The organism is Halomonas sp. 5021 (assembly GCF_036663435.1).
In the GTDB taxonomy this organism is placed as follows: Bacteria; Pseudomonadota; Gammaproteobacteria; order Pseudomonadales; family Halomonadaceae; genus Vreelandella; species Vreelandella janggokensis.
Genome location: NZ_JAXOVU010000001.1, coordinates 438,377 through 457,827 on the forward strand (window position 1 = coordinate 438,377; position 19,451 = coordinate 457,827).

19 protein-coding genes are annotated in these 19,451 nt (G+C 57.4%); 12 read left to right on the forward strand and 7 right to left on the reverse strand.

Annotation, left to right across the window (positions count from 1 at the left end):
* Positions 1-73 precede the first annotated feature (73 nt).
* From R3F64_RS02185 to R3F64_RS02205, 5 genes are read left to right on the forward strand one after another with little or no spacing between them, the layout of a single operon-like run.
* Positions 74-3,844, forward strand: coding sequence for a nitrate reductase subunit alpha (locus R3F64_RS02185; protein ID WP_332609523.1), 3,771 nt, complete (start codon positions 74-76; stop codon positions 3,842-3,844).
* Positions 3,841-5,403: a nitrate reductase subunit beta gene (gene narH / locus R3F64_RS02190; protein ID WP_085918681.1), complete on the forward strand. Its 1,563-nt coding sequence runs from the start codon at positions 3,841-3,843 to the stop codon at positions 5,401-5,403. The genes R3F64_RS02185 and narH overlap by 4 nt, the downstream gene beginning before the upstream one ends.
* Positions 5,396-6,184 (forward strand): nitrate reductase molybdenum cofactor assembly chaperone, encoded by a 789-nt coding sequence (narJ, locus tag R3F64_RS02195; protein WP_332609526.1) that lies wholly within the window; start codon positions 5,396-5,398, stop codon positions 6,182-6,184. The genes narH and narJ overlap by 8 nt, the downstream gene beginning before the upstream one ends.
* A gap of 12 nt (positions 6,185-6,196) precedes the next feature.
* Positions 6,197-6,880, forward strand: coding sequence for a respiratory nitrate reductase subunit gamma (gene narI, locus R3F64_RS02200; protein ID WP_264823157.1), 684 nt, complete (start codon positions 6,197-6,199; stop codon positions 6,878-6,880).
* An 11-nt stretch (positions 6,881-6,891) separates the two neighbouring features.
* On the forward strand, positions 6,892-7,704 hold the full coding sequence (locus R3F64_RS02205) for a peptidylprolyl isomerase (protein WP_085918679.1): 813 nt from the start codon (positions 6,892-6,894) through the stop codon (positions 7,702-7,704).
* Positions 7,705-7,729: 25 nt separating this feature from the next.
* Here the strand turns inward: R3F64_RS02205 and R3F64_RS02210 are convergent, their stop codons facing one another.
* On the reverse strand, positions 7,730-8,296 hold the full coding sequence (locus tag R3F64_RS02210; RefSeq protein ID WP_332609528.1) for a YIP1 family protein: 567 nt from the start codon (positions 8,294-8,296) through the stop codon (positions 7,730-7,732).
* Between the two features lie 267 nt (positions 8,297-8,563).
* Here R3F64_RS02210 and R3F64_RS02215 point away from each other — a divergent pair, with 267 nt between their 5' ends.
* Complete coding sequence (locus R3F64_RS02215) at positions 8,564-8,869, forward strand: MarR family transcriptional regulator (RefSeq protein ID WP_234346820.1); 306 nt, start codon at positions 8,564-8,566, stop codon at positions 8,867-8,869.
* Positions 8,870-8,872: 3 nt separating this feature from the next.
* On the opposite strand, the gene R3F64_RS02220 is transcribed toward R3F64_RS02215, so the two are convergent.
* Positions 8,873-9,400: an HPP family protein gene (locus R3F64_RS02220; RefSeq protein ID WP_332609530.1), complete on the reverse strand. Its 528-nt coding sequence runs from the start codon at positions 9,398-9,400 to the stop codon at positions 8,873-8,875.
* Between the two features lie 141 nt (positions 9,401-9,541).
* Between R3F64_RS02220 and R3F64_RS02225 the strand changes: the two genes are divergently transcribed.
* The 4 genes from R3F64_RS02225 to R3F64_RS02240 all read left to right on the forward strand — a co-directional run bounded on the left by R3F64_RS02225 (position 9,542) and on the right by R3F64_RS02240 (position 12,062).
* Positions 9,542-9,958, forward strand: coding sequence for a DUF488 domain-containing protein (locus R3F64_RS02225; RefSeq protein ID WP_332609532.1), 417 nt, complete (start codon positions 9,542-9,544; stop codon positions 9,956-9,958).
* A 113-nt stretch (positions 9,959-10,071) separates the two neighbouring features.
* A complete protein-coding gene (locus R3F64_RS02230) occupies positions 10,072-10,845 on the forward strand; it encodes a DUF3750 domain-containing protein (RefSeq protein WP_332609535.1) in 774 nt (257 codons plus the stop codon).
* 123 nt (positions 10,846-10,968) lie between these two features.
* The gene (locus R3F64_RS02235; protein WP_085918675.1) at positions 10,969-11,367 is read left to right on the forward strand and encodes an antitoxin Xre-like helix-turn-helix domain-containing protein; all 399 of its coding nucleotides are present in this window, start codon (positions 10,969-10,971) and stop codon (positions 11,365-11,367) included.
* A complete protein-coding gene (locus R3F64_RS02240) occupies positions 11,367-12,062 on the forward strand; it encodes an RES family NAD+ phosphorylase (protein WP_332609818.1) in 696 nt (231 codons plus the stop codon). Before R3F64_RS02235 ends, R3F64_RS02240 begins: the two co-directional genes overlap by 1 nt.
* 30 nt (positions 12,063-12,092) lie before the next feature.
* Here the strand turns inward: R3F64_RS02240 and mntR are convergent, their stop codons facing one another.
* The 4 genes from mntR to R3F64_RS02260 all read right to left on the reverse strand — a co-directional run bounded on the left by mntR (position 12,093) and on the right by R3F64_RS02260 (position 16,190).
* The gene (gene mntR, locus R3F64_RS02245; RefSeq protein ID WP_085918673.1) at positions 12,093-12,569 is read right to left on the reverse strand and encodes a manganese-binding transcriptional regulator MntR; all 477 of its coding nucleotides are present in this window, start codon (positions 12,567-12,569) and stop codon (positions 12,093-12,095) included.
* A 128-nt stretch (positions 12,570-12,697) separates the two neighbouring features.
* Complete coding sequence (locus R3F64_RS02250; protein ID WP_268901383.1) at positions 12,698-14,251, reverse strand: cation:proton antiporter family protein; 1,554 nt, start codon at positions 14,249-14,251, stop codon at positions 12,698-12,700.
* Between the two features lie 30 nt (positions 14,252-14,281).
* Positions 14,282-14,704 carry an ion channel gene (locus R3F64_RS02255; protein WP_254902901.1) on the reverse strand — a complete coding sequence of 141 codons (423 nt, stop codon included), beginning with the start codon at positions 14,702-14,704 and terminating at the stop codon, positions 14,282-14,284.
* A 91-nt stretch (positions 14,705-14,795) separates the two neighbouring features.
* On the reverse strand, positions 14,796-16,190 hold the full coding sequence (locus R3F64_RS02260) for a GntP family permease (protein WP_085918672.1): 1,395 nt from the start codon (positions 16,188-16,190) through the stop codon (positions 14,796-14,798).
* Positions 16,191-16,391: 201 nt separating this feature from the next.
* On the opposite strand from R3F64_RS02260, the gene R3F64_RS02265 reads away from it, so the two are divergent.
* Positions 16,392-17,738: a Na+/H+ antiporter family protein gene (locus tag R3F64_RS02265; RefSeq protein WP_085918671.1), complete on the forward strand. Its 1,347-nt coding sequence runs from the start codon at positions 16,392-16,394 to the stop codon at positions 17,736-17,738.
* A 119-nt stretch (positions 17,739-17,857) separates the two neighbouring features.
* Positions 17,858-18,544: a type 1 glutamine amidotransferase domain-containing protein gene (locus R3F64_RS02270; protein ID WP_085918670.1), complete on the forward strand. Its 687-nt coding sequence runs from the start codon at positions 17,858-17,860 to the stop codon at positions 18,542-18,544.
* Positions 18,545-18,667: 123 nt separating this feature from the next.
* Here R3F64_RS02270 and R3F64_RS02275 read toward each other — a convergent pair whose 3' ends face one another.
* Positions 18,668-19,402, reverse strand: a complete 735-nt coding sequence (locus R3F64_RS02275; RefSeq protein WP_085918804.1) for an RNA methyltransferase — start codon at positions 19,400-19,402, stop codon at positions 18,668-18,670.
* Between the last annotated feature and the right edge of the window lie 49 nt (positions 19,403-19,451).

A 19,451-nucleotide genomic window follows, 5' to 3' on the forward strand; every position in this document is an offset into this window, starting at 1 on the left:
ATCCCCCACAATCGATTTCCAAGACGTCTGCTATCAGGCGATTGCTTTCCTTTGAAAAGCCTGGAGATCGACCATGAGTCATTTCATTGACCGGCTAAATTTTTTCCGTAAGGCCCGCGAGCCTTTTGCGAGTGATCACGGTGAAGTTCGCCAAGAGGACCGCCAGTGGGAAGATAGTTATCGCCGCCGCTGGCAGCACGACAAAGTCGTGCGCTCTACCCACGGCGTCAACTGCACCGGCTCGTGCAGCTGGAAAATCTACGTCAAGAATGGCCTGGTGACCTGGGAGACCCAGCAGACCGATTACCCGCGCACGCGGCCCGATCTTCCCAATCACGAACCGCGCGGCTGCCCTCGGGGGGCCAGCTATTCCTGGTACATGTATAGCGCCAACCGCTTGAAGTATCCGTTGATCCGCAAAGCCCTGCTGAGCCTGTGGCGCGAAGCGCTGGCTGAAAAAAACGACCCGGTGGATGCCTGGGAATACCTCGTTAGCGACCCAGCGAAAACCCAGCAGTACAAGCGCGCCCGAGGCATGGGCGGGTTTGTGCGCGCGGAGTGGGACGAACTCAACCAGCTGATCGCCGCCTCCAACGTATACACCGCCAAGCAATACGGGCCGGATCGCATCCTCGGGTTCTCGCCCATCCCGGCGATGTCGATGGTCAGCTACGCCGCCGGCAGTCGCTATCTGTCGTTGATCGGCGGCGTGTGCATGAGCTTTTACGACTGGTACTGCGATTTGCCGCCCGCCTCGCCGATGACCTGGGGCGAGCAGACCGACGTGCCCGAGTCCGCCGACTGGTACAACTCGGGCTATATCATCGCCTGGGGGTCCAACGTGCCGCAGACCCGCACGCCGGATGCCCACTTCTTTACCGAGGTGCGTTACAAGGGCACCAAGACGGTCTCGATCACGCCGGATTACGCCGAGGTCTCCAAGCTCACCGACGAATGGATGAGCGCCAAGCAGGGTACCGACGCGGCGCTTGCCATGGCGATGGGGCATGTGATTCTCAAGGAGTTCCATCTGGAGAATCCAAGCGTCTACTTCACTGATTACGTGCGCCGCTACACCGATATGCCGTGCCTGGTCGAGCTGGAGACCCGCGAGGACGGCACTATCGTGCCGGGTCGTCAACTGCGCGCAGCCGACTTTGCTGACAACCTGGGCCAGCACAACAACCCAGAGTGGAAAACCCTGGCCTGGGACGAAACCCGCGACCAGCTTGTGGTGCCGCGGGGCTCGATTGGTTTTCGCTGGGGCGAAGACGAGGCCAATCATGGCAAGTGGAATCTTGAGCCGCGTGATGCCGAGGGCGGCGAGATCAAGCCGCTGCTGACCTTTGTGGGACGTCACGACGACATCGTGCGGGTGGCGTTTCCCTACTTTGGTGGCATCGAGCATGAGCACTTCAATCATGTCGCCGGCGCGAGCGGCGACCGTCTCTATCACTGCCTGCCCGTCAAGCGGCTGACCAAAGCCGATGGCAGCAGCGTAATGGCGGTGACGGTTTTCGACCTGATGTGCGCCAACTACGGCATCGACCGCGGTCTGGGCAACGAGGGCGAAGACGACGGCGCGACGGCTTACGATCAGATCAAACCCTATACCCCCGCCTGGCAGGAAAAGATCACCGGCGTCTCCGCCGAGCAGGCAACCCGGATCGCCCGGGAATTCGCCGATAACGCGGACAAAACCCAAGGTCGATCCATGATCATCGTCGGCGCCGGGATGAACCACTGGTACCACATGGACATGAACTACCGTGGCCTGATCAATATGCTGATCATGTGCGGCTGTATCGGACAGAGCGGTGGCGGCTGGGCGCACTATGTTGGCCAGGAGAAGCTGCGCCCGCAGACCGGCTGGCTCCCGCTCGCCTTTGGTCTTGACTGGACGCGCCCCCCACGGCACATGAACTCCACCTCGTTTTTCTATAACCACTCCTCGCAGTGGCGCTACGAGAAGCTGGAGATCAAGGAGATTCTCTCGCCGCTGGCGGATACTTCGCGGCACACCGGGAGCCTGATCGATTACAACGTCCGTGCCGAGCGCATGGGCTGGCTCCCCTCGGCGCCGCAGCTGGGCACCAACCCGCTGCGTATTGCTGAAGCGGCAAAAGCCGCGGGCATGGCCAGCAAAGACTACGTCGTGGATCAGTTGAAGAAAGGCGAGCTTTCCTTTGCCGCTGAAGATCCCGACAATCCGCAGAACTTCCCGCGCAATATGTTTATCTGGCGCTCCAACCTGCTCGGCAGCTCCGGCAAGGGGCATGAATACATGCTCAAGTACCTGCTGGGGACGCGCCACGGTATTCAAGGCAAGGATCTGGGCGATTTTGGCGGCCAGAAGCCCGAAGAAGTGAAATGGCACGACGAAGCGCCGGAAGGCAAACTCGACCTGCTGGTGACGCTGGACTTCCGCATGTCGACTACCTGCCTGTATTCCGACATCGTGCTGCCCACGGCCACGTGGTATGAAAAAAATGACCTGAACACCTCGGATATGCACCCGTTTATTCACCCGCTGACGGCGGCGACCGACCCGGCGTGGGAATCGCGCAGCGATTGGGACATCTACAAGGGCATTGCCAAGGCGTTTTCAAAAGCCTGCGTCGGCCACCTTGGCGAAGAAACCGATCTGGTCACGCTGCCGCTACAGCACGACTCACCGGGGGAGCTATCCCAGGTGGATGTCAAAGACTGGAAAAAGGGCGAGTGCGACCCGATCCCCGCCAAAACCATGCCTGCCTTGATGGAAGTGCAGCGTAACTATCCGGAAACCTATGAGCGCTTCACGTCGCTTGGTCCGGCGCTTGAAAAGCTCGGCAACGGCGGTAAAGGCATCAACTGGAATACCGATGCCGAAGTTGAGCTGCTCGGCAAGCTTAATAAACGCAAGCTTGAGGGTTCGGCGAAAGGTCGCCCGTGCATCGAGTCAGCGATCGACGCCGCCGAAACCGTGTTGACCCTCGCCCCGGAAACCAACGGTCATGTGGCGGTGAAGGCCTGGGGCGCGCTTGGCAAGATTACCGGGCTGGATCACACCCATCTGGCGACACCCAAGCAGGAAGAAAAAATCCGCTTCCGGGACATCGTCGCCCAGCCGCGCAAGATTATCTCAAGCCCGACCTGGTCCGGCCTGGAAGATGAGCACGTTTCCTACAACGCCGGCTACACCAACGTTCACGAGCTGATTCCCTGGCGCACGGTGAGCGGTCGTCAGCAGCTGTATCAGGATCACGCCTGGATGCGCGACTTCGGTGAAAGCCTGCTGGTCTATCGCCCGCCGATCAACACCAAGGCAGCCGAGAACTTCCCGCTACCGGCGGATAACGGCTTCAAGAGCAAGGCGCTCAACTTTTTGACGCCGCACCAGAAGTGGGGAATTCACTCGACCTATTCGGACAACCAGTTGATGTTGACGCTCAACCGGGGTGGCCCGGTGGTGTGGCTGTCCGAAGACGATGCGGCCGACCTGGGTATTGACGACAACGACTGGCTGGAGGTCTTCAACGCCAACGGCTCGATTGCCGCCCGCGCGGTGGTCAGCCAACGGATCAAGGTCGGCATGGTGATGATGTACCACGCCCAGGAGCGCCAGGTGAATGTGCCCGGCTCCGAGATTACCGGTACCCGTGGGGGTATTCACAACTCCGTTACCCGGGTTTGCCCCAAGCCGACGCACATGATCGGCGGCTATGCCCAGCTCGCTTACAGCTTTAACTACTACGGCACCGTGGGTTCGAACCGCGATGAGTTTGTGCTGGTACGCAAAATGAAGCACATCGATTGGCTCGATGGCGAAGGTAACGATTACGTCCAGGAGGCCGTCAAATGAAAATTCGCTCGCAAGTAGGCATGGTCCTCAATCTCGATAAGTGCATTGGCTGCCACACCTGCTCGGTGACCTGCAAAAATGTCTGGACCAGCCGCGAAGGCGTCGAGTACGCCTGGTTCAACAATGTCGAGACCAAACCGGGGATTGGCTACCCCAAGGAATGGGAGAACCAGGCCAAATGGAAGGGCGGCTGGATGCGGCGCAAGGACGGCAAGATCGAACCGCGCATCGGCGGTAAGTGGCGGGTGTTGGCCAATATTTTTGCCAACCCCGACCTTCCCGAAGTGGATGATTACTACGAGCCGTTCACCTTCGACTATCAGCACCTGCACACGGCCAAGCAAAGCGAGCACCAGCCAGTGGCACGACCCCGCTCGCTGATTTCCGGCGAGCGGATGAAGAAGATCGAATGGGGCCCGAACTGGGAAGAAATCCTGGGTACCGAATTTGCCAAGCGTCGCAAGGATATCAACTTCGAGAAGGTGCAGGCCGATATTTACGGCCAGTTTGAAAACACCTTCATGATGTATCTGCCGCGACTCTGCGAACACTGCTTGAACCCTACCTGTGTGGCGAGCTGCCCCAGCGGCGCGATCTACAAGCGCGAAGAAGACGGCATCGTGCTGATCGACCAGGACAAATGCCGCGGCTGGCGGATGTGCATCTCCGGCTGCCCCTACAAGAAGATCTACTACAACTGGAAAAGCGGAAAATCCGAAAAATGTATTTTCTGCTATCCGCGCATTGAATCGGGCCAGCCAACGGTTTGCTCGGAAACCTGCGTGGGCCGGATCCGCTATCTCGGCGTGCTGCTCTACGACGCCGACCGCATCGAGGAGGTGGCAAGCGCGCCCAGCGAGCAGGATCTTTACCATCGTCAGCGTGAGATCTTCCTCGACCCCAACGACCCCGAAGTGATTGCCCAGGCAAAACAGGACGGCATCACCGATAACGTCATCCAAGCCGCACAGGAATCGCCGGTGTATAAACTGGCGATGGACTGGGGGCTGGCGCTGCCGCTACACCCGGAATACCGCACGCTGCCGATGGTCTGGTACGTACCGCCGCTGTCGCCGATTCAGTCCGCCGCGGAAGACGGCAAGGTCGAGTTCGACGGCGTGATGCCGAAAATCGAGTCCCTGCGCATCCCGGTGAAGTATCTGGCCAACATGCTCACCGCCGGTGAAGAAGCGCCCGTGGTGCTGGCGCTCAAGCGCCTGATGGCCATGCGTCTGTATATGCGCGGTAAACACGTCGAGGGCGAGCCCAATACCGAGGTGCTCGACCAAGTGGGTCTGACGCCGACCCAGGTGGAGGAAATGTACCGCTACCTTGCCATTGCCGATTACGAAGACCGTTTCGTGATTCCCACCAGCCACCGCGAAATGGCCACCGATGCGTTTCCCGAGCGCGGCGGTTGCGGCTTCAGCTTTGGCGATGGGTGTCATGGCGAGAGCAAAGCCAGCCTGTTCAACGGCCGCTCCAACACGGAAACCCTGGTAAAACCGGTTGAAACCTTTGACCCCAACGCGCACGCCGAGGAGGCCCGTCATGGGTAACGCTGTAGAGCACATGCTGCCCGACGAGCAGGATGAAATGTTGAGTTTACGTGTGCTCGCCAGGCTCCTGGATTATCCCAATGTTGATCTGCAGCAGGCGGCCGGAGAGCTGAGTGACATCATCGACGCAGAGCGTCGCTGGCGCGCGCCATTGCGCCAGCAGCTGATCAATTGGTGTCAGCGCATCGCCGACACTGATCTGCTCGACCTGCAGGCAGAGTACGTTGCGCTATTCGATAAAGGACGGTCGACGTCATTGCTGCTGTTTGAGCACGTGCACGGCGAGTCTCGCGATCGCGGTCAGGCAATGGTCGATTTGATGAACGAATACCAGGCCGCCGGGTTTGAGCTCGATGCGCGTGAGCTGCCGGACTTCCTGCCGCTGTTTCTCGAGTATCTCTCCACGCGCCCGGAAGGGGAAATAGCCCGTTGGCTGGGCGAAATTCGTCACATCCTGGCGCTATTGATGGCGCGGCTGGAAGAACGCGAAGCGGACCATGCCCTTGCTCCTTATGCATTACTGGCACTGATTGGTGCTGAAGAGGAGGTCAATGAACACCGTGATGAGGTGAAAGCCGAGGCGCCTGATGACACGCCGGAGGCACTGGATGCCGTATGGGAAGAAGAAGCGGTGCGTTTTTCTGCCGAGTCCGATCAGGACTGCGCGCTACAGTCCGCCGAAGGGCGTCGGCTTGCCGAGCGCAAGCGCAGCGTTCCCAGCGACCCCATTAACATTATGCCCAGCACTGGCGCCGCTAAGCCTGGCCCAAGCGAGCGCTAAAGGAGAATCCCCATGGTTAGCGACTACCTTCATCAACTGGTTTATGGCTACTACCCCTATTTGGCGGGCACGGTATTTTTGCTTGGCAGCCTGCTGCGTTTTGATCACGGTCAGTACACCTGGAAAACCGGCTCCAGCCAAATGCTGTCGTCGAAAAACATGCGTTTAGCAAGCAACCTATTCCACATCGGCATCATCACCATCTTTTTTGGCCATCTGGTAGGGCTATTGACACCACACTGGGTCTACGCACCGTTTATGAGCGCGGGCACCAAGCAAATCATCGCCATTGTGGTGGGGGGCATCGCAGGCGTTATGTGCCTAGTGGGTGGTGCCATGTTGGCTTATCGCCGTGTTGCCAACCCACGGGTGCGAGCCTCGTCGAGCCTCATGGATACGTTGATGATTTTACTGCTGGTGGTGCAGGTTTCGTTAGGCCTGCTGACGATCATTCCGGCGTTGAATCACCTTGATGGCGGCGTGATGATTCAGCTTGCCCACTGGGCCCAGGCGGTGGTGTTCTTCCAGGGCGGCGCTGCCAGTTACCTCGTAGGCGTTGGCTTTATCTACAAGCTGCACATTCTGGTCGGCTTGACGATTATTTTGATCTTTCCCTTTACCCGCCTTGTTCATGTATGGAGCGCGCCGTTTGGCTATGTCACTCGTCGTTATCAGTTGGTGCGTAAAAGAGGCTAAGGAGTGTTGTCATGCAGATGATAGATATTGAACAACTACCAGGCGAGGCAACGACTCCAGCGGTCAGTGTTGGTGGTCAGCCCATTCTAGACAGTGATATCGCCCAGGAAATGCAGTACCACCCGGCGGATAGTGCCGGGAGTGCGCAGTTGAAAGCCGCCCGGGCGCTGGTGGTTCGGGAACTCCTGCGCCAGCGTGCGACCGAGCTTGGGCTGCTTCAAGAGGGCGACGATGCTGATGATCAGGCAGTTGCCGCGCTACTCGAGCAAGAGCTTGCAGTGCCTGAGCCCTCAGAAGAAGACTGCGAGCGTTTCTACGCCACTCACCCTGAGCGTTTTTGTGAACCCACGCGAGTGAGCGTTCGTCATATTCTGCTTGCCGCTGCGCCGGACGACGCTGAAGCACGGGACGCGCAGTATCATCAGGGGGTGACATTGCTGGAAACACTCAGGCAGCACCCTGAGCGGTTGACAGAGTTTGCTCAGCGCTATTCTGCTTGCCCCTCGAATGAGCAGGGTGGTGAGCTTGGCTGGCTGGTGCCAGGGCAAACCGTGGCGGAGCTTGACCGCGCGCTGCAACACCTGCCGGAGGGCCTGCACGATCGCCCGCTTGCGTCGCGCTACGGTTGGCATCTGGTCATGGTGGACGCACGCGAGGAAGGTCGGCAGTTGGCCTACAATGATGTGGCCGATCGTGTACGCCTTAGCCTGCACGAACAAGCGACCCGCCGCGGTCTGCGGCATTATCTGCTGGCGCTGGAAGCGGATATTGGCGTGGAAGGGGTGGCGCTTGACGATGATAGCGGTGACTCGCTGATGCAGTGATCACCGCCGTGTTATTCAGGAAAACCTAGTAAGCCCAGGTCAGCGCCATCAGCACGCCCCAAGCGAGCACGCCTGCCGACATGATGGTATAGGTCGCCGACATGGTGGCCATATCATGGTCGTGTCTCCCGCAAAGCGCCTGCAGGCCGTGACAGATCAGGCTGCACGAGACGCCAAGCGCCGCTAACACGACCAGCACATTAAGCAGCAGGTTCGGAATGAGCAGTATGAGCGATGATGCCCATAGCGGTAGCGGGGCCAGCGCGGCCAGCAGGTAGGCGTCCGGATAGTCGATGGAAAGCGCCTGGGTGCCATTGACCACGGTATGAATCACCCACCCCATCATGAAAAACGTCAGCAGCTCGGCCAAAAATAAAATGGTGGTGATAAACCGCCATTCCCGATCGGCAAAGCCAGGCATCAGCGCATCGCCGTGGTGAGTGCCGGCAAAATAAAGCATGATTGGTGGCAGAAGCGACATGGGTAGTACCAGCCATCCCGCAAGCGCAGGTATCGACGGTTGACGCTCGCTAAGTTCTTGCCATCCCACTTGATGATTAAAAGGCATTTGTGCGGCGGTCAGTAAATTCATCGGAGCACCTCCCCATTGGCTACGCGTACCGTGCAATGACAACGGTTGCCTACGTTTCAGGTTTAAAATATCATATTGTGATATTTAATGTTTAGGCGCTACACTGGTGGCTGTCAAGTCAGCCCAGCTAAATAGAGACATAGCCAAACGATGCCCAATAATCCGACGTCGTCATTAACCAAACGGGATTTTCAGCAGCTTTCCCAGTTTCGTTACCAGCTCCGTTGCTTTTTACGCCACAGCGAAAATATTTGCCGCGAACATGGAATGACCTCGCTGCAGTATCAATTACTGCTGCACTTGCAAGGATTTGAAGGGCAGGAGTGGGCGACGGTGGGTCAGTTGGCCGAGCGTTTGCAGGCCAAGCATCACGGCACGGTCACCTTGATTGACCGTTGCGAACAGTTGGGGTTGGTGGAGCGGCGGCCAGGGCGTGAAGACCGTCGCCAGATCGAAGTCCACTTGCTGACAGAAGGTGCAAAGCGCGTGGCACAAATTGCCGAAATGCATCAGCCCGAACTTCGTCAGCTGCAGGAGGAAATACGCTTGCCTGACTGGGAGGGGCGGGTATGACGACTACCAGTAGCGTGGGTAGCGCCGATGGCGGGCCAGGTTGTTGATCAGGATGGCGACCATCAGCATGATCAGACAGCCCGCGCCAATCGGCACCAGGGGAAACCACCAGCCCAGGGCATGCAAGTTGTCGCCGCCGGCAACGGCAATCAATGCGGCGGCGGCACCCGGCGGGTGCACTGTATGAGTGAGCTGCATGACCAGAATGGATAATGACACGGCCAGCGCCATGGACATCGGGGTTGCGCCCAGCCATTGGTAACAGCCCACACCCACGGCGGCTGACACCATGCTACCAAACAGGACGTGACTGGGTTGCGCAAACGGGCTTTCCGGCGCCGCGTAAATGAGTACCGAGGTGGCGCCAAACGAGCCGACAATGAGCAGTCCATTGGAGAGCCAGCCCGCGCTTAACCAGCAAATCAGCGCCATGCCGCTAAAGGCGCCCAGCCATGACCAGAAGGCGTCCTGCCAACCGACAAAAGGTCGTCGGGTACGTTCGCCACGCATTTTCCCCAGGTAGGTTTTCATTTGGCGCCTTGTTGCATCAAAAGGGTGCAGATAATGACAAAATGCACCTCCTTAAAGCAAGTGAGCGATTTGCATTCAGCCATGAAGCGGCTTCATGACGTTCTTTAGCCTTGCGTGGCATGGCATGATGAGGAGAGTCTGATGAGTTATGACATCGTCTTCAAACGTATTTACTCGCCGCAGGCAAACGATGACGGTGCCAGGGTGCTGGTTGACCGGCTTTGGCCAAGGGGAAAGTCCCGCGCGTCGCTTGCGCTTGACGAATGGTACCGCGACGCCTCGCCCGCGCCGACGTTGCGGTGCGACTATCACCGCCACGCCATCAGCGAGGATGACTTTCGCGAGCGCTATCGCAAGGCATTGAAGGCCGAGCCGGAGGTGCTGCTGCCGCTGATGCGCTATGCCCGTCAGGGCAAGCTGACGCTTCTGACCGCGGCCCGCGATCCCGAGCATTCGCATTTGCCTGTGCTAAGGGACATGCTCCTCGAAGCGCTGCAGCAAGAGGATGTCGCCGATCGTGAATGTGCGTCGCCACCGTGCTTTTTACCCCCCTCCTAGTCGGCTTGGCCTTTGCGTGTGCACCGCGTTTAGATCAGCGCCTCGATTTGTGCTCAGCGTCGGGTTAGCTTATTTGCCGAACCCAATGGGGCCGATGTCAATCGAGGTCAGAGATGAAGAAAACGCTAGCGGCGTTTACGCGCTGGGTGGCCGTATTGATCGTGATGTTGGCGGTGCTACTGGCCGGCCCCGTCTGGATGTTGGCCAGTGACCAGATCGTGACAGATGGGCACTGGTCCGCGCTTGATCGCTCGTCGGCGGATATCGCCCCGTCGCCGGAGGATGTCTCTGAGGCGGTCGTGCAGGTTTACGCCGCACGTGCGTATAACTGGCGAGGTGCCTTCGGGGTTCATGTATGGATTGCCACCAAAGCGCAAAACGCTGACTACTATCGCTTGCATCAGGTGTTGAGTTGGCGTCGACCTACGGTGGTGTCGTCGATCGATATGCCTGATCGCTTTTGGTTTGGCAACTCCCCCGAACTGCTGGCGGATTACCGCGGCGAGCCAGCGCAAACCATGATTCCCCGGATTGCCGATGCGGCGGCACGTTTTCCCTATGCTGACCTGTACCGCGTGTGGCCGGGACCCAACAGCAATAGCTTTATTGCCTGGGTGGCTCGGGAGGTGCCTGGGTTCAACGTGTCTCTGCCGATCACGGCGATTGGTAAAGACTACCTGTTTGACAGTGTTTTCGCCCCTGCGCCGAGTGGTACCGGTTATCAGCTTTCTCTGGGGGGTGTGGCGGGATTGCTTGTCGCCCGTGAAGAGGGGGTTGAGGTGAATATCCTGGGGCTTGGCGTGGGGATTGATTTCATGCGGCCGGCGATCAAGCTGCCGGGTGTCGGCCGGTTGGGGATGCCCGCCCGGGCCATGGGGAATCATTAAATGTTGGCGCGCTTGTTGGCTGCCTCGCAGCCGGCAAAAGGCAGAAAAGAGGGTAATGGTGTATACTGTCTGTAGATACCTTTATAGATTTATTGTATTTGCAGAATGGGCCATGAGATGACGATGCAAACGGCAAACGAACTTGCTCATAACAAGGCAGCGGCAGCGGTAGGGCTGAAAGCAGCGGTCCGTATTCTGGATAAGTGGCGCGCGACCGGTGAGCAGGGGGAAGCCATTTTGCGTGTTTCCCACAGTACCTATGCCCGGGCACGCCGTGGTGACGTGGCTGAAATCAAGCTCGACAACGATCAACTTACGCGAATTAGCTATCTGCTCAATATTCATGCGGCATTGCGCATGCTGTTTGAGAACCCTGATAACCTGTATGGGTTTGTCTCGATGGCCAACTACAACCCCTATTTTAACGGCCGCACGCCGCTTGACGTTATCAGTAGCGGTGATTTTGCCGCGCTTTACGAGACCTTCAAGCGTATCGATAGCCTGCGGAGTGCCCAGTGGTAATGCCTGACGAGCTGCCGTCATGTGCCGCAAAACGGGTGGAAAGTTACTGCCTGGTCAACAGCAAGTTTCCACCGATTGAGCTGTTTGACGACGTTGCCAATGCCGAGGAGTTTGAAGCCCTCTACGCGCTTCAGGCATTAACCAATCCACGCTTGCGAAACGAGGTTGGCGATCTGGGGCTTTTGCCAATTCAAGATATTCCCTTCGGCATTCGCGGCTGCTCTTATGCCACCGCACCGTTTACCCATGTCAATCCTAATGGCTCGCGCTTTAGCGATGGCAGCTTTGGCGTACTCTATGTCGCGGATTCACTGACTGCTGCGATTACGGAAGTAAAATATCACCAGCAAGCGTACTGGCGAAAAGTGCCGTCGCTGCACTATGAACGCTTCGTGTTTAGAGGGCTGAAATGTGTGTTCGATGAAGGGGGATGCCGAGATGGGTTGGTGTTAGCACCGAGCCACCCCATCTATTGCGCTGATGATTACCGGGCATCGCAGGTCTTGGGCGAAGCATTACGTCTTTCAACTGGAACGGGGCTGCGATATCACTCGGTGCGGCACGAGGGAGGTGTCTGTTGGGCGCTGATGACGCCGCGTCGTGTCAAGCAGATGATTCAGACCACTCACCTGGAAATGATCTGGAATGGTGACATCGCCCAGGTTAATCGGCTTTCAGCCGTATCAAGGTCGTAAAAAAATCGTAAAAACAATGAAGTGGCTGTTTTATGTCTGATGCTTTTCAGTAAAACGCCGCATGATGGCCAGTGTTTCATCGCTGACGTGATGCTCCATGCCCTCTGCATCAATGCGGGCGGTGTTGTCGCGAACGCCCAGGGCGCGCAGGAAATGCAGCACAATATCATGACGTGCGCGTGAGGTTTCGGCCATTTTATGGCCTTCCTCAGTCAAGAAGAGCGACCGATAGGGACGGCTCGTTACCAGCCCCAGCTCATTCAGACGTCGGATCATTTTCGATACAGTTGCCTGGCTAACCGCCATGCGGCTGGCGATATCAGCCGCGCGTGCTTCGCCACGATGGCGCAAAAGATCCCCGATCAGTTCCACATAATCTTCGATCAGTTCAGTTTCGTGGGCGTTGCGCACGGTTTCGTACTGTTGTGCATGCTGCTCGACAGGCGGCAGCGCATCGCCACTTAGGCGTGAATTAGGCGGCAATGGCGGCTGTTCGTGATCGCTCATAATGGCTATATAGGTTGGCTATATCAGAGTGAGTAAAAACGTTGATTAGGATGGTAACGTATTTTTTGGAATAATTGTTAGCCAAGGTTAAACTATTTGCATGGTGCTTTTTTGTTGAGCTAACGCCCTCAAAACCTGATTGGCGCAGTAGACTGTAGGTTTTCCCAGGTTTTTTCGGCGATACCGATACCGGCACCGGCCATCAGCAAATAGGTTTGGTCAGCGCCAGCCGCCATCAAGGGGGCTTCTTCATCGGGATAGTTGATACCCGCAATGATCGTACCTTTAAAACCCGCTTTACGAAGCTGGCGAGTGGCAAACAGCTTACTCTCAGTGTTGGGCGTTGCCAGCATTACGGCTTCAAGGGCATGAATATCCAGGTGCGACCAGAAAGCAACATCTTCCACATCGGCATAACGTATGTCGCGCTCGGAGGTCGCCACTTTATTCGGGTCAGAATCAATGCCGATCACCCGCAAATGGTTCTCGACGAAAAAGTCGTAGGCGGCACTGCCGGTCCGGCCCATGCCAATCACCATCATTTTGGCATCGCCGAGGGTGACGGGCTGCTCATCGGGATGGCGTAAATGACGTTCAAAGCGGGTCAGGCGGACTTCGTAACGATCAAACAGGGCGTGGGCGACTCGGTTGAGCGGCGCGGAGATGATAAATGAAAGCGCCACCGTCAGCGCCAGCGGTACCAGCCACTCTTCCAGAATGCTGGACGCCACGATCAGGCCGAACTCGCTGTAGGCTGTGAGGCTGAGGCTCCCCAGAAAAGCGCTACGGGCGCGGATCTTGAATATAACCAGAAGGGCAAAAAACAGCGCGGTTTTTAGTGGCAGCAGCATTGCCATCACGCCAGCGAAGATCAGTGCATTAGCGTCCGGTAGGCCCGACATGCCTATCTGCAGGAAAAAGCTGATCAGCAGTATTTCCTTTAGCCCCCAGAGCGCCTTGGACATTTCCTGGGCACGTGGATGTTTGGCCAGCAAAAGTCCCATCACCAGAGCGCCCACTTCGCCGCTGAGCCCCACGACATCAAAGCCCATGCCGCCGATGGCAATGGCCAACACTGCCCCCATCAGCACCAGCATTTCATCGTGCTGGGCAATGCTCATCAGCCAGTAAAGCACCGGCCGTAGTAGCGGCAGCGCCAGGATCCAAAGTGCCCACCAGGAGGGAGACTGGCCGCTGTAAATGCTGATGGCGGCCAGTGCCACCAGATCCTGGATAATCAGGATGCCGATAGCCAGTCGTCCATGCAGCGCCCGCAATTCTCTTTTGCCCTCGAGCACCTTGGCAGCCAGTACCGTGCTGGAAAATGATAGCGCAATGGACAGCAGAATGGCGGTATCAAGCGCCAGGCCCATCAAGACCACGAAGCCGGCAGTGAAAATAAAGGTGGTGATGCTGAGGTGTATAAAAGCACCGCCCAGCACAGCAGGTTCGACGAGGTTTTTTAGGTTGAGTTTCAAGCCAATGGTGAATAACAGCAGCAATACGCCCAGATGCGCCAGGTGTTCGAGCAATGGGCCAGCCTCGGTCGGTAAACCCAGATAGGGCCCGGCAAAATTAAGTGCAAAACCGGCCGTTAAAAAACCCACCAGAGGTGGCAGACTGAGTTGGCGAGCTATAATCCCGAAGATAAAGGCAAACGATAAAATAATGACTTCAAACATGCACAATCCCTAGCGTATGGAACAGACAGGTTATTTTCTTACTCGCCAATGCTTTTGCATTTCGACAAACGTGAACGACGCCGACCAGGTGATCAAGACAAAACCGGTCAACGCTAATGTGCCATACAAGAAACGGATCGGGCCGGTTGCATAAATGTCGCCGTAGCCCACCGTGGTGTAGGTCACGGCAGCGAAGAATATATGATCCAGCAGGTTGAAAACGCTATAGCCGTTTAATGCGCCGATACCTCGCAGCTCAACCAACCACCACCCTGTAAGCCCAAACAGCCAGATTTCGGCGATGTGGGTCATCAGAACGCCGAATGCCATGGCCAGAATGCGCTGACGGTGGGGTCTGTGTGATCGCTCAATCTGGCGGGAAATAAGCCAGAGGGCTTCGTAGTGCAGCAGAACCGCGAGCACGACGGTGATAGACGTGGTGATGACCACCACGACGTGTTCAGGGTACGGAATGGTCACGAAAAGCTGGGCCCGTGGTTGCAAACGCTGGTTTTGGGTTAACTATCTCATGCGCGCGGTTATTTTAGAAGCTGCCGAACAGCGTGCCGAGGGTGATAACGCTCACCAGTGCGGCGATAGGCAGCACGATCGTGACCATGGCCACGTTGCCGTAGGCCTGTCGGTGGGTGAGTCCGCAGATGGTCAGCAGCGTAATGACGGCGCCAGAGTGGGGCAGTGTATCCATGCCGCCGGCGGCCAGTGTGGCAACGCGATGCATGAGCTCGGGGTCGATGTTGGCCGCTTGTGCCATCGCCAGGTATTCGCCGCCCAACGTTTCCAGTGCAATCGACAGGCCCCCCGACGAGGAGCCGGTAATACCTGACAGCACGCTCATCGCCAGCGCTTCGGAAATCAGCGGATTACCCGGCGATGCGTTGAGCACCGTATCGCGAATGATGGTAAAGCCCTCGAGGCTGGCAATCACGGCACCGTAGCCGACGACGGAGGCGGTGTTGAAAATCGGTAGCAACGAGTCGACACAGCCGCCATTAACCGTATCTTTCAGGGCTATCCAGTGTCGCCAGCGGCTGATGACCAGCCATATGGAAGCGCTCAGCAGGGCGATCAAGATTGACCACAGGCCGCTCTGCCGGGCGGGCGTTACGCTGGCGAATTCATCGCTGATAAAACTCAGGTCCATCGATGGGAAAACAAGGTACGTCAGCAGGCCATTCAGACCGATCACCATGATCAACGGAATCAGCGCCGTGGTTAACCGCATGGTGGGTGGCGAATTCTGTGAGTCGCTTTCATCCGTCTCGCGTTCTTTATGAAGGCCGTAGCCCTCATTCAGTGCGGCCGCCCGTTTTACTCGGGATTGCAGGTAGGCCATTCCCAGCCCGAGCATCACGAGCCCGGCGATGACTCCCAGGCCGGGAGCGGCAAAGCTGTTGGTGGCGTAATAAGGAATGGGGATTGCGTTCTGAATGGCCGGGGTGCCGGGTAGAGCGGTCATGGTAAAGGTGAAAGATCCCAGTGCAATCGCGCCTGGAATCAATCGTTTGGGAATATCGGTGCGGCGAAATAATTCGCGGCTGATGGGATAAATGGCAAAGGCTACGACAAATAACGAAACGCCGCCGTAGGTAAGAATGGCGCAGGCCAGCACGACCGTCAGTACCACATGACGGGTGCCCAGCTTATTGACGATGCCGTTGGCGATGGATTGAGCCGCGCCGGAATCCGACATTAGCTGCCCAAACAGGGCGCCCAGAAAGAACAGCGGAAAAAACTGAATGGCAAAACTGCCGAGGGCCCCCATGAAAGTGTCGGTATACATCGGCAACAAAAAGGCGGCTTCACCCGAAAGTGTAACCGCCAGCGCCGCCATCAGCGGGGCGAGCAGCAGAACTGTCAGCCCACGGTAGGCAAGGAAGATGAGCAGAAGCAGCGAAATGACAATGGCAAAGGTGCTCATGGGCGCTCCGGAGCAGCATGAATCTGAGTTAATCCAAGAGCCAGGATACCAACATATCAGGCTTCGTGTTGCATGGCAGCAATGCGGAGCTGTTGTTCTTGGTGATATATCGGGTAAATGGCGCCGCGAATAGCGATTTTCTCTGATAAAATCCCGCGTTTTCTCGCTTACCACTTCTCACTGCCTATTTTAGGAAGATTGATGAACGCCGTAATTATTGCCGTACTTGTGATGGTCGCGCTCTCGCTCGCGCGAGTTTCAGTTGTGTTCGCCCTTGTCGTGGGCGCGTTAGTGGGTGGGCTCGTGGGCGGGCTCTCATTGGATCAGACGCTCGAGGCATTCAACGATGGGGTGGGCGGCGGTGCCCAGGTGGCGCTTGCATACGCGACGCTGGGCGCTTTCGCCGTGGCGATTTCCCGCTCCGGGCTGCCGGACATGCTAGCCAACGTGTTGATCAGGATGCTGGGTAAAGAAACCCATGCAGCCAACCAGAATCGAGTGAAGTGGGTGCTGTTGGCCGCGGTAGTGCTGGTCGCGATTCTGTCTCAGAATGTGATCCCCGTGCATATCGCGTTTATCCCGGTATTGATACCACCCTTGTTGACCGTCATGAACCGCCTACAGCTGGACCGTCGGGCGGTAGCCTGTGCCCTGACATTCGGCTTGACTGCCCCCTATATGCTGCTGCCTGTGGGCTTTGGGGCTATCTTCCTCAATGATATTTTACTGGCCAACCTGAGGAGTGCGGGTGAACCGCTGGGCCTGGAGATCACCCGCGAGATGCTGCCCATGGCGATGGCCATACCGGTCGGCGGGATGCTTGTTGGTTTGGTCGTGGCGCTTACTTTCAGCTACCGCGGCCGTCGCGATTATGCGGTCAAGCCGTTAGCCAATACACCGGCAGGACATTCGGCCACGCCCGCCACGCCCCACACACTTGGGCTGGTCATGTCCGGGGTCGCCATTGTCGCCGCTCTCGGGCTTCAGCTTTATAGCGGCTCGATGATCCTCGGCGGCTTGGTAGGGATTGGGCTGCTGTCGCTGGGGGGGATTTTTAAATGGCGCGAAGCCGATGACTTGTTTACCAGTGGCATGCGCATGATGGCGTTGATTGGCTTTATCATGATTTCGGCGGCCGGTTTTGCGGAAGTCATGAAAACCACCGGCGATATCGACACGCTTGTCGCGGGTGCTGTCGACCTGTTTGGCGATAATCGCGGGCTCGCTGCGCTGGTTATGCTGTTGGTCGGGTTGTTTATCACCCTGGGAATCGGCTCGTCATTTTCGACGATTCCCATTATCGCGGCTATTTTTGTGCCGTTAGCGGTTCAGTTCGGCTTCTCGCCCATGGCCACCGTCGTACTTGTGGGCACTGCTGCTGCCTTGGGTGACGCGGGCTCCCCCGCATCAGATTCTACGCTCGGTCCTACGGCAGGCCTCAATGTCGACGGTCAGCATGATCACATGTGGGACAGTGTCGTACCGACATTCTTGCACTATAACGTACCGCTTATCGGCTTTGGCTGGCTGGCGACGATGATGCTTTAACCATCCAGGGCGCGGCGTCTAACAAGGACGGACGGGTTCGGCTTGCAACTCAGGGGGCATGCCCCCACCTAAAAGAGTGTTAGGCGGAGTTTTGAACGCATCACGCTAGGAGAATTTAGATGAGCAAGCGTATTTTGGTAGTACTGACGTCTCACGATCAGTTGGGCGATACCGGAGAAAAGACGGGTTTCTGGCTGGAAGAGCTTGCCGCGCCTTACTACGTGTTCAAGGACGCCGGGGCCGAGGTGACGTTGGCATCGCCGAAAGGTGGCAAGCCGCCGCTTGATCCAAAAAGCGATGCCGAAGATGGCCAAACCGATGAAACGCGGCGCTTCAAAAAGGATGAGCAAGCCAATGCCGCCTTGGCCGCCACGCATCGCCTGAGCGATATGAAAGCAGATGACTTTGATGCCGTGTTCTATCCGGGAGGCCATGGCCCGCTGTGGGATCTGGTCGATGATAAAGATTCTATCAAGCTGATCGAAACCTTTATCGCACAAGGTAAGCCGGTGGCCTCGGTCTGCCATGCGCCGATTGTGCTCGTCAATGCGAAGGACAGGAATGGCGAACCATTGGTGAAAGGTCGTGAAGTGACCGGCTTTACCAACGGTGAAGAAAAGGCCGTGGGGCTGACGGATGTTGTTCCTCATCTGGTAGAAGATGCGCTTCAGCAATGTGGCGGTATTTACAGCAAGGCAGACGACTTCACGCCTTATGTGCGTGAAGATGGTCAGTTGATCACCGGCCAAAACCCGCCATCCTCAGCGGCCACCGGTGAAGCGCTGGTGGCGTGGTTGGACCGTTAATCAGTGTTACGCACACTAACTGTTAGCGGCATAGACGAACGGCGAGCACAAGCTCGCCGTTTTTTTGTGGGTAGGTATTACGCACCGTGCCCGATGGATGGGTTGATGGCTGTGTGGCACGAGTTATCGATCCGGCAAGTGGGACTCGAAAGCGCTGAGCAAGCCACGCAGCAGAGAAAGCTCTTTGCGGCTCGGCTGAGCGCGGGTAAACAGGGCTTGCAACTGTTCCTCAGTGCGCGCATGGGGCTGGGTGATAAAGCCGCTTTGCTGCATCAATCGCCCTAAGTGCTCCTGAAAGTACAAGAATTGTTCGCGGCTCGGCGGCGTGGTTTCAGTCGGCTGCTGATAAACATAGTGGCTGTCGTCGCGCCTGCGCCATGCGCGGTGTACTTCGTAGGCAAGGATTTGCACCGCTTGAGAGAGGTTCAAGATGCCGTAGTCAGGGTTGGCGGGAATGCTGACTTGATGCGTGCAGCAGCGAATCTCGTCGTTGGTCAACCCTGAGCGTTCGCGGCCAAACACGAGTGCTACCGGCGCATGCTGCGCGTTCTGTGTCACCGCCTGGGCCATATCGTCGGGTTCTTCAAAATGGGGCAGGGGGAGGCTACGAAGCCGCGCACTGGCGCCTACTACCTGAACACAGTCACTCACCGCTTCGTCAAGCCGGGTGACGACCCGGGCGTTGTCGATAACGTCTGTCGCCCCGGCGGCAAGGCGGGTGGCTTCCTCGTCGGGAAATTGACGGGGGTTGACCAGCACCAGGTTCGTCAGCCCCATGGTTTTCATGGCCCGGGCGGTGGCGCCTATATTACCGGGATGGAAGGTTTGCACCAGCACAATGCGAATGTTGGAAAGCACGGTGATAAGACAGCCTGAATAGCGAATGGAAAACGACGATTTTACCACG

What these genes read in the sequence shown, in the direction of transcription:
- R3F64_RS02260 (WP_085918672.1), bottom strand. Translation starts at nt 16,190, where the DNA reads ATGAGCACCTTTGCCATTGTCATTTCGCTGCTTCTGCTCATCTTCCTT.
- R3F64_RS02270 (WP_085918670.1), top strand. Translation starts at nt 17,858, where the DNA reads ATGAGCAAGCGTATTTTGGTAGTACTGACGTCTCACGATCAGTTGGGC.
- R3F64_RS02250 (WP_268901383.1), bottom strand. Translation starts at nt 14,251, where the DNA reads ATGTTTGAAGTCATTATTTTATCGTTTGCCTTTATCTTCGGGATTATA.
- R3F64_RS02220 (WP_332609530.1), bottom strand. Translation starts at nt 9,400, where the DNA reads ATGAAAACCTACCTGGGGAAAATGCGTGGCGAACGTACCCGACGACCT.
- R3F64_RS02215 (WP_234346820.1), top strand. Translation starts at nt 8,564, where the DNA reads ATGACCTCGCTGCAGTATCAATTACTGCTGCACTTGCAAGGATTTGAA.
- R3F64_RS02265 (WP_085918671.1), top strand. Translation starts at nt 16,392, where the DNA reads ATGAACGCCGTAATTATTGCCGTACTTGTGATGGTCGCGCTCTCGCTC.
- mntR (WP_085918673.1), bottom strand. Translation starts at nt 12,569, where the DNA reads ATGAGCGATCACGAACAGCCGCCATTGCCGCCTAATTCACGCCTAAGT.
- R3F64_RS02230 (WP_332609535.1), top strand. Translation starts at nt 10,072, where the DNA reads ATGAAGAAAACGCTAGCGGCGTTTACGCGCTGGGTGGCCGTATTGATC.
- R3F64_RS02205 (WP_085918679.1), top strand. Translation starts at nt 6,892, where the DNA reads ATGCAGATGATAGATATTGAACAACTACCAGGCGAGGCAACGACTCCA.
- R3F64_RS02210 (WP_332609528.1), bottom strand. Translation starts at nt 8,296, where the DNA reads ATGAATTTACTGACCGCCGCACAAATGCCTTTTAATCATCAAGTGGGA.
- R3F64_RS02235 (WP_085918675.1), top strand. Translation starts at nt 10,969, where the DNA reads ATGCAAACGGCAAACGAACTTGCTCATAACAAGGCAGCGGCAGCGGTA.
- R3F64_RS02240 (WP_332609818.1), top strand. Translation starts at nt 11,367, where the DNA reads ATGCCTGACGAGCTGCCGTCATGTGCCGCAAAACGGGTGGAAAGTTAC.
- narJ (WP_332609526.1), top strand. Translation starts at nt 5,396, where the DNA reads ATGGGTAACGCTGTAGAGCACATGCTGCCCGACGAGCAGGATGAAATG.
- R3F64_RS02185 (WP_332609523.1), top strand. Translation starts at nt 74, where the DNA reads ATGAGTCATTTCATTGACCGGCTAAATTTTTTCCGTAAGGCCCGCGAG.
- narI (WP_264823157.1), top strand. Translation starts at nt 6,197, where the DNA reads ATGGTTAGCGACTACCTTCATCAACTGGTTTATGGCTACTACCCCTAT.
- narH (WP_085918681.1), top strand. Translation starts at nt 3,841, where the DNA reads ATGAAAATTCGCTCGCAAGTAGGCATGGTCCTCAATCTCGATAAGTGC.
- R3F64_RS02225 (WP_332609532.1), top strand. Translation starts at nt 9,542, where the DNA reads ATGAGTTATGACATCGTCTTCAAACGTATTTACTCGCCGCAGGCAAAC.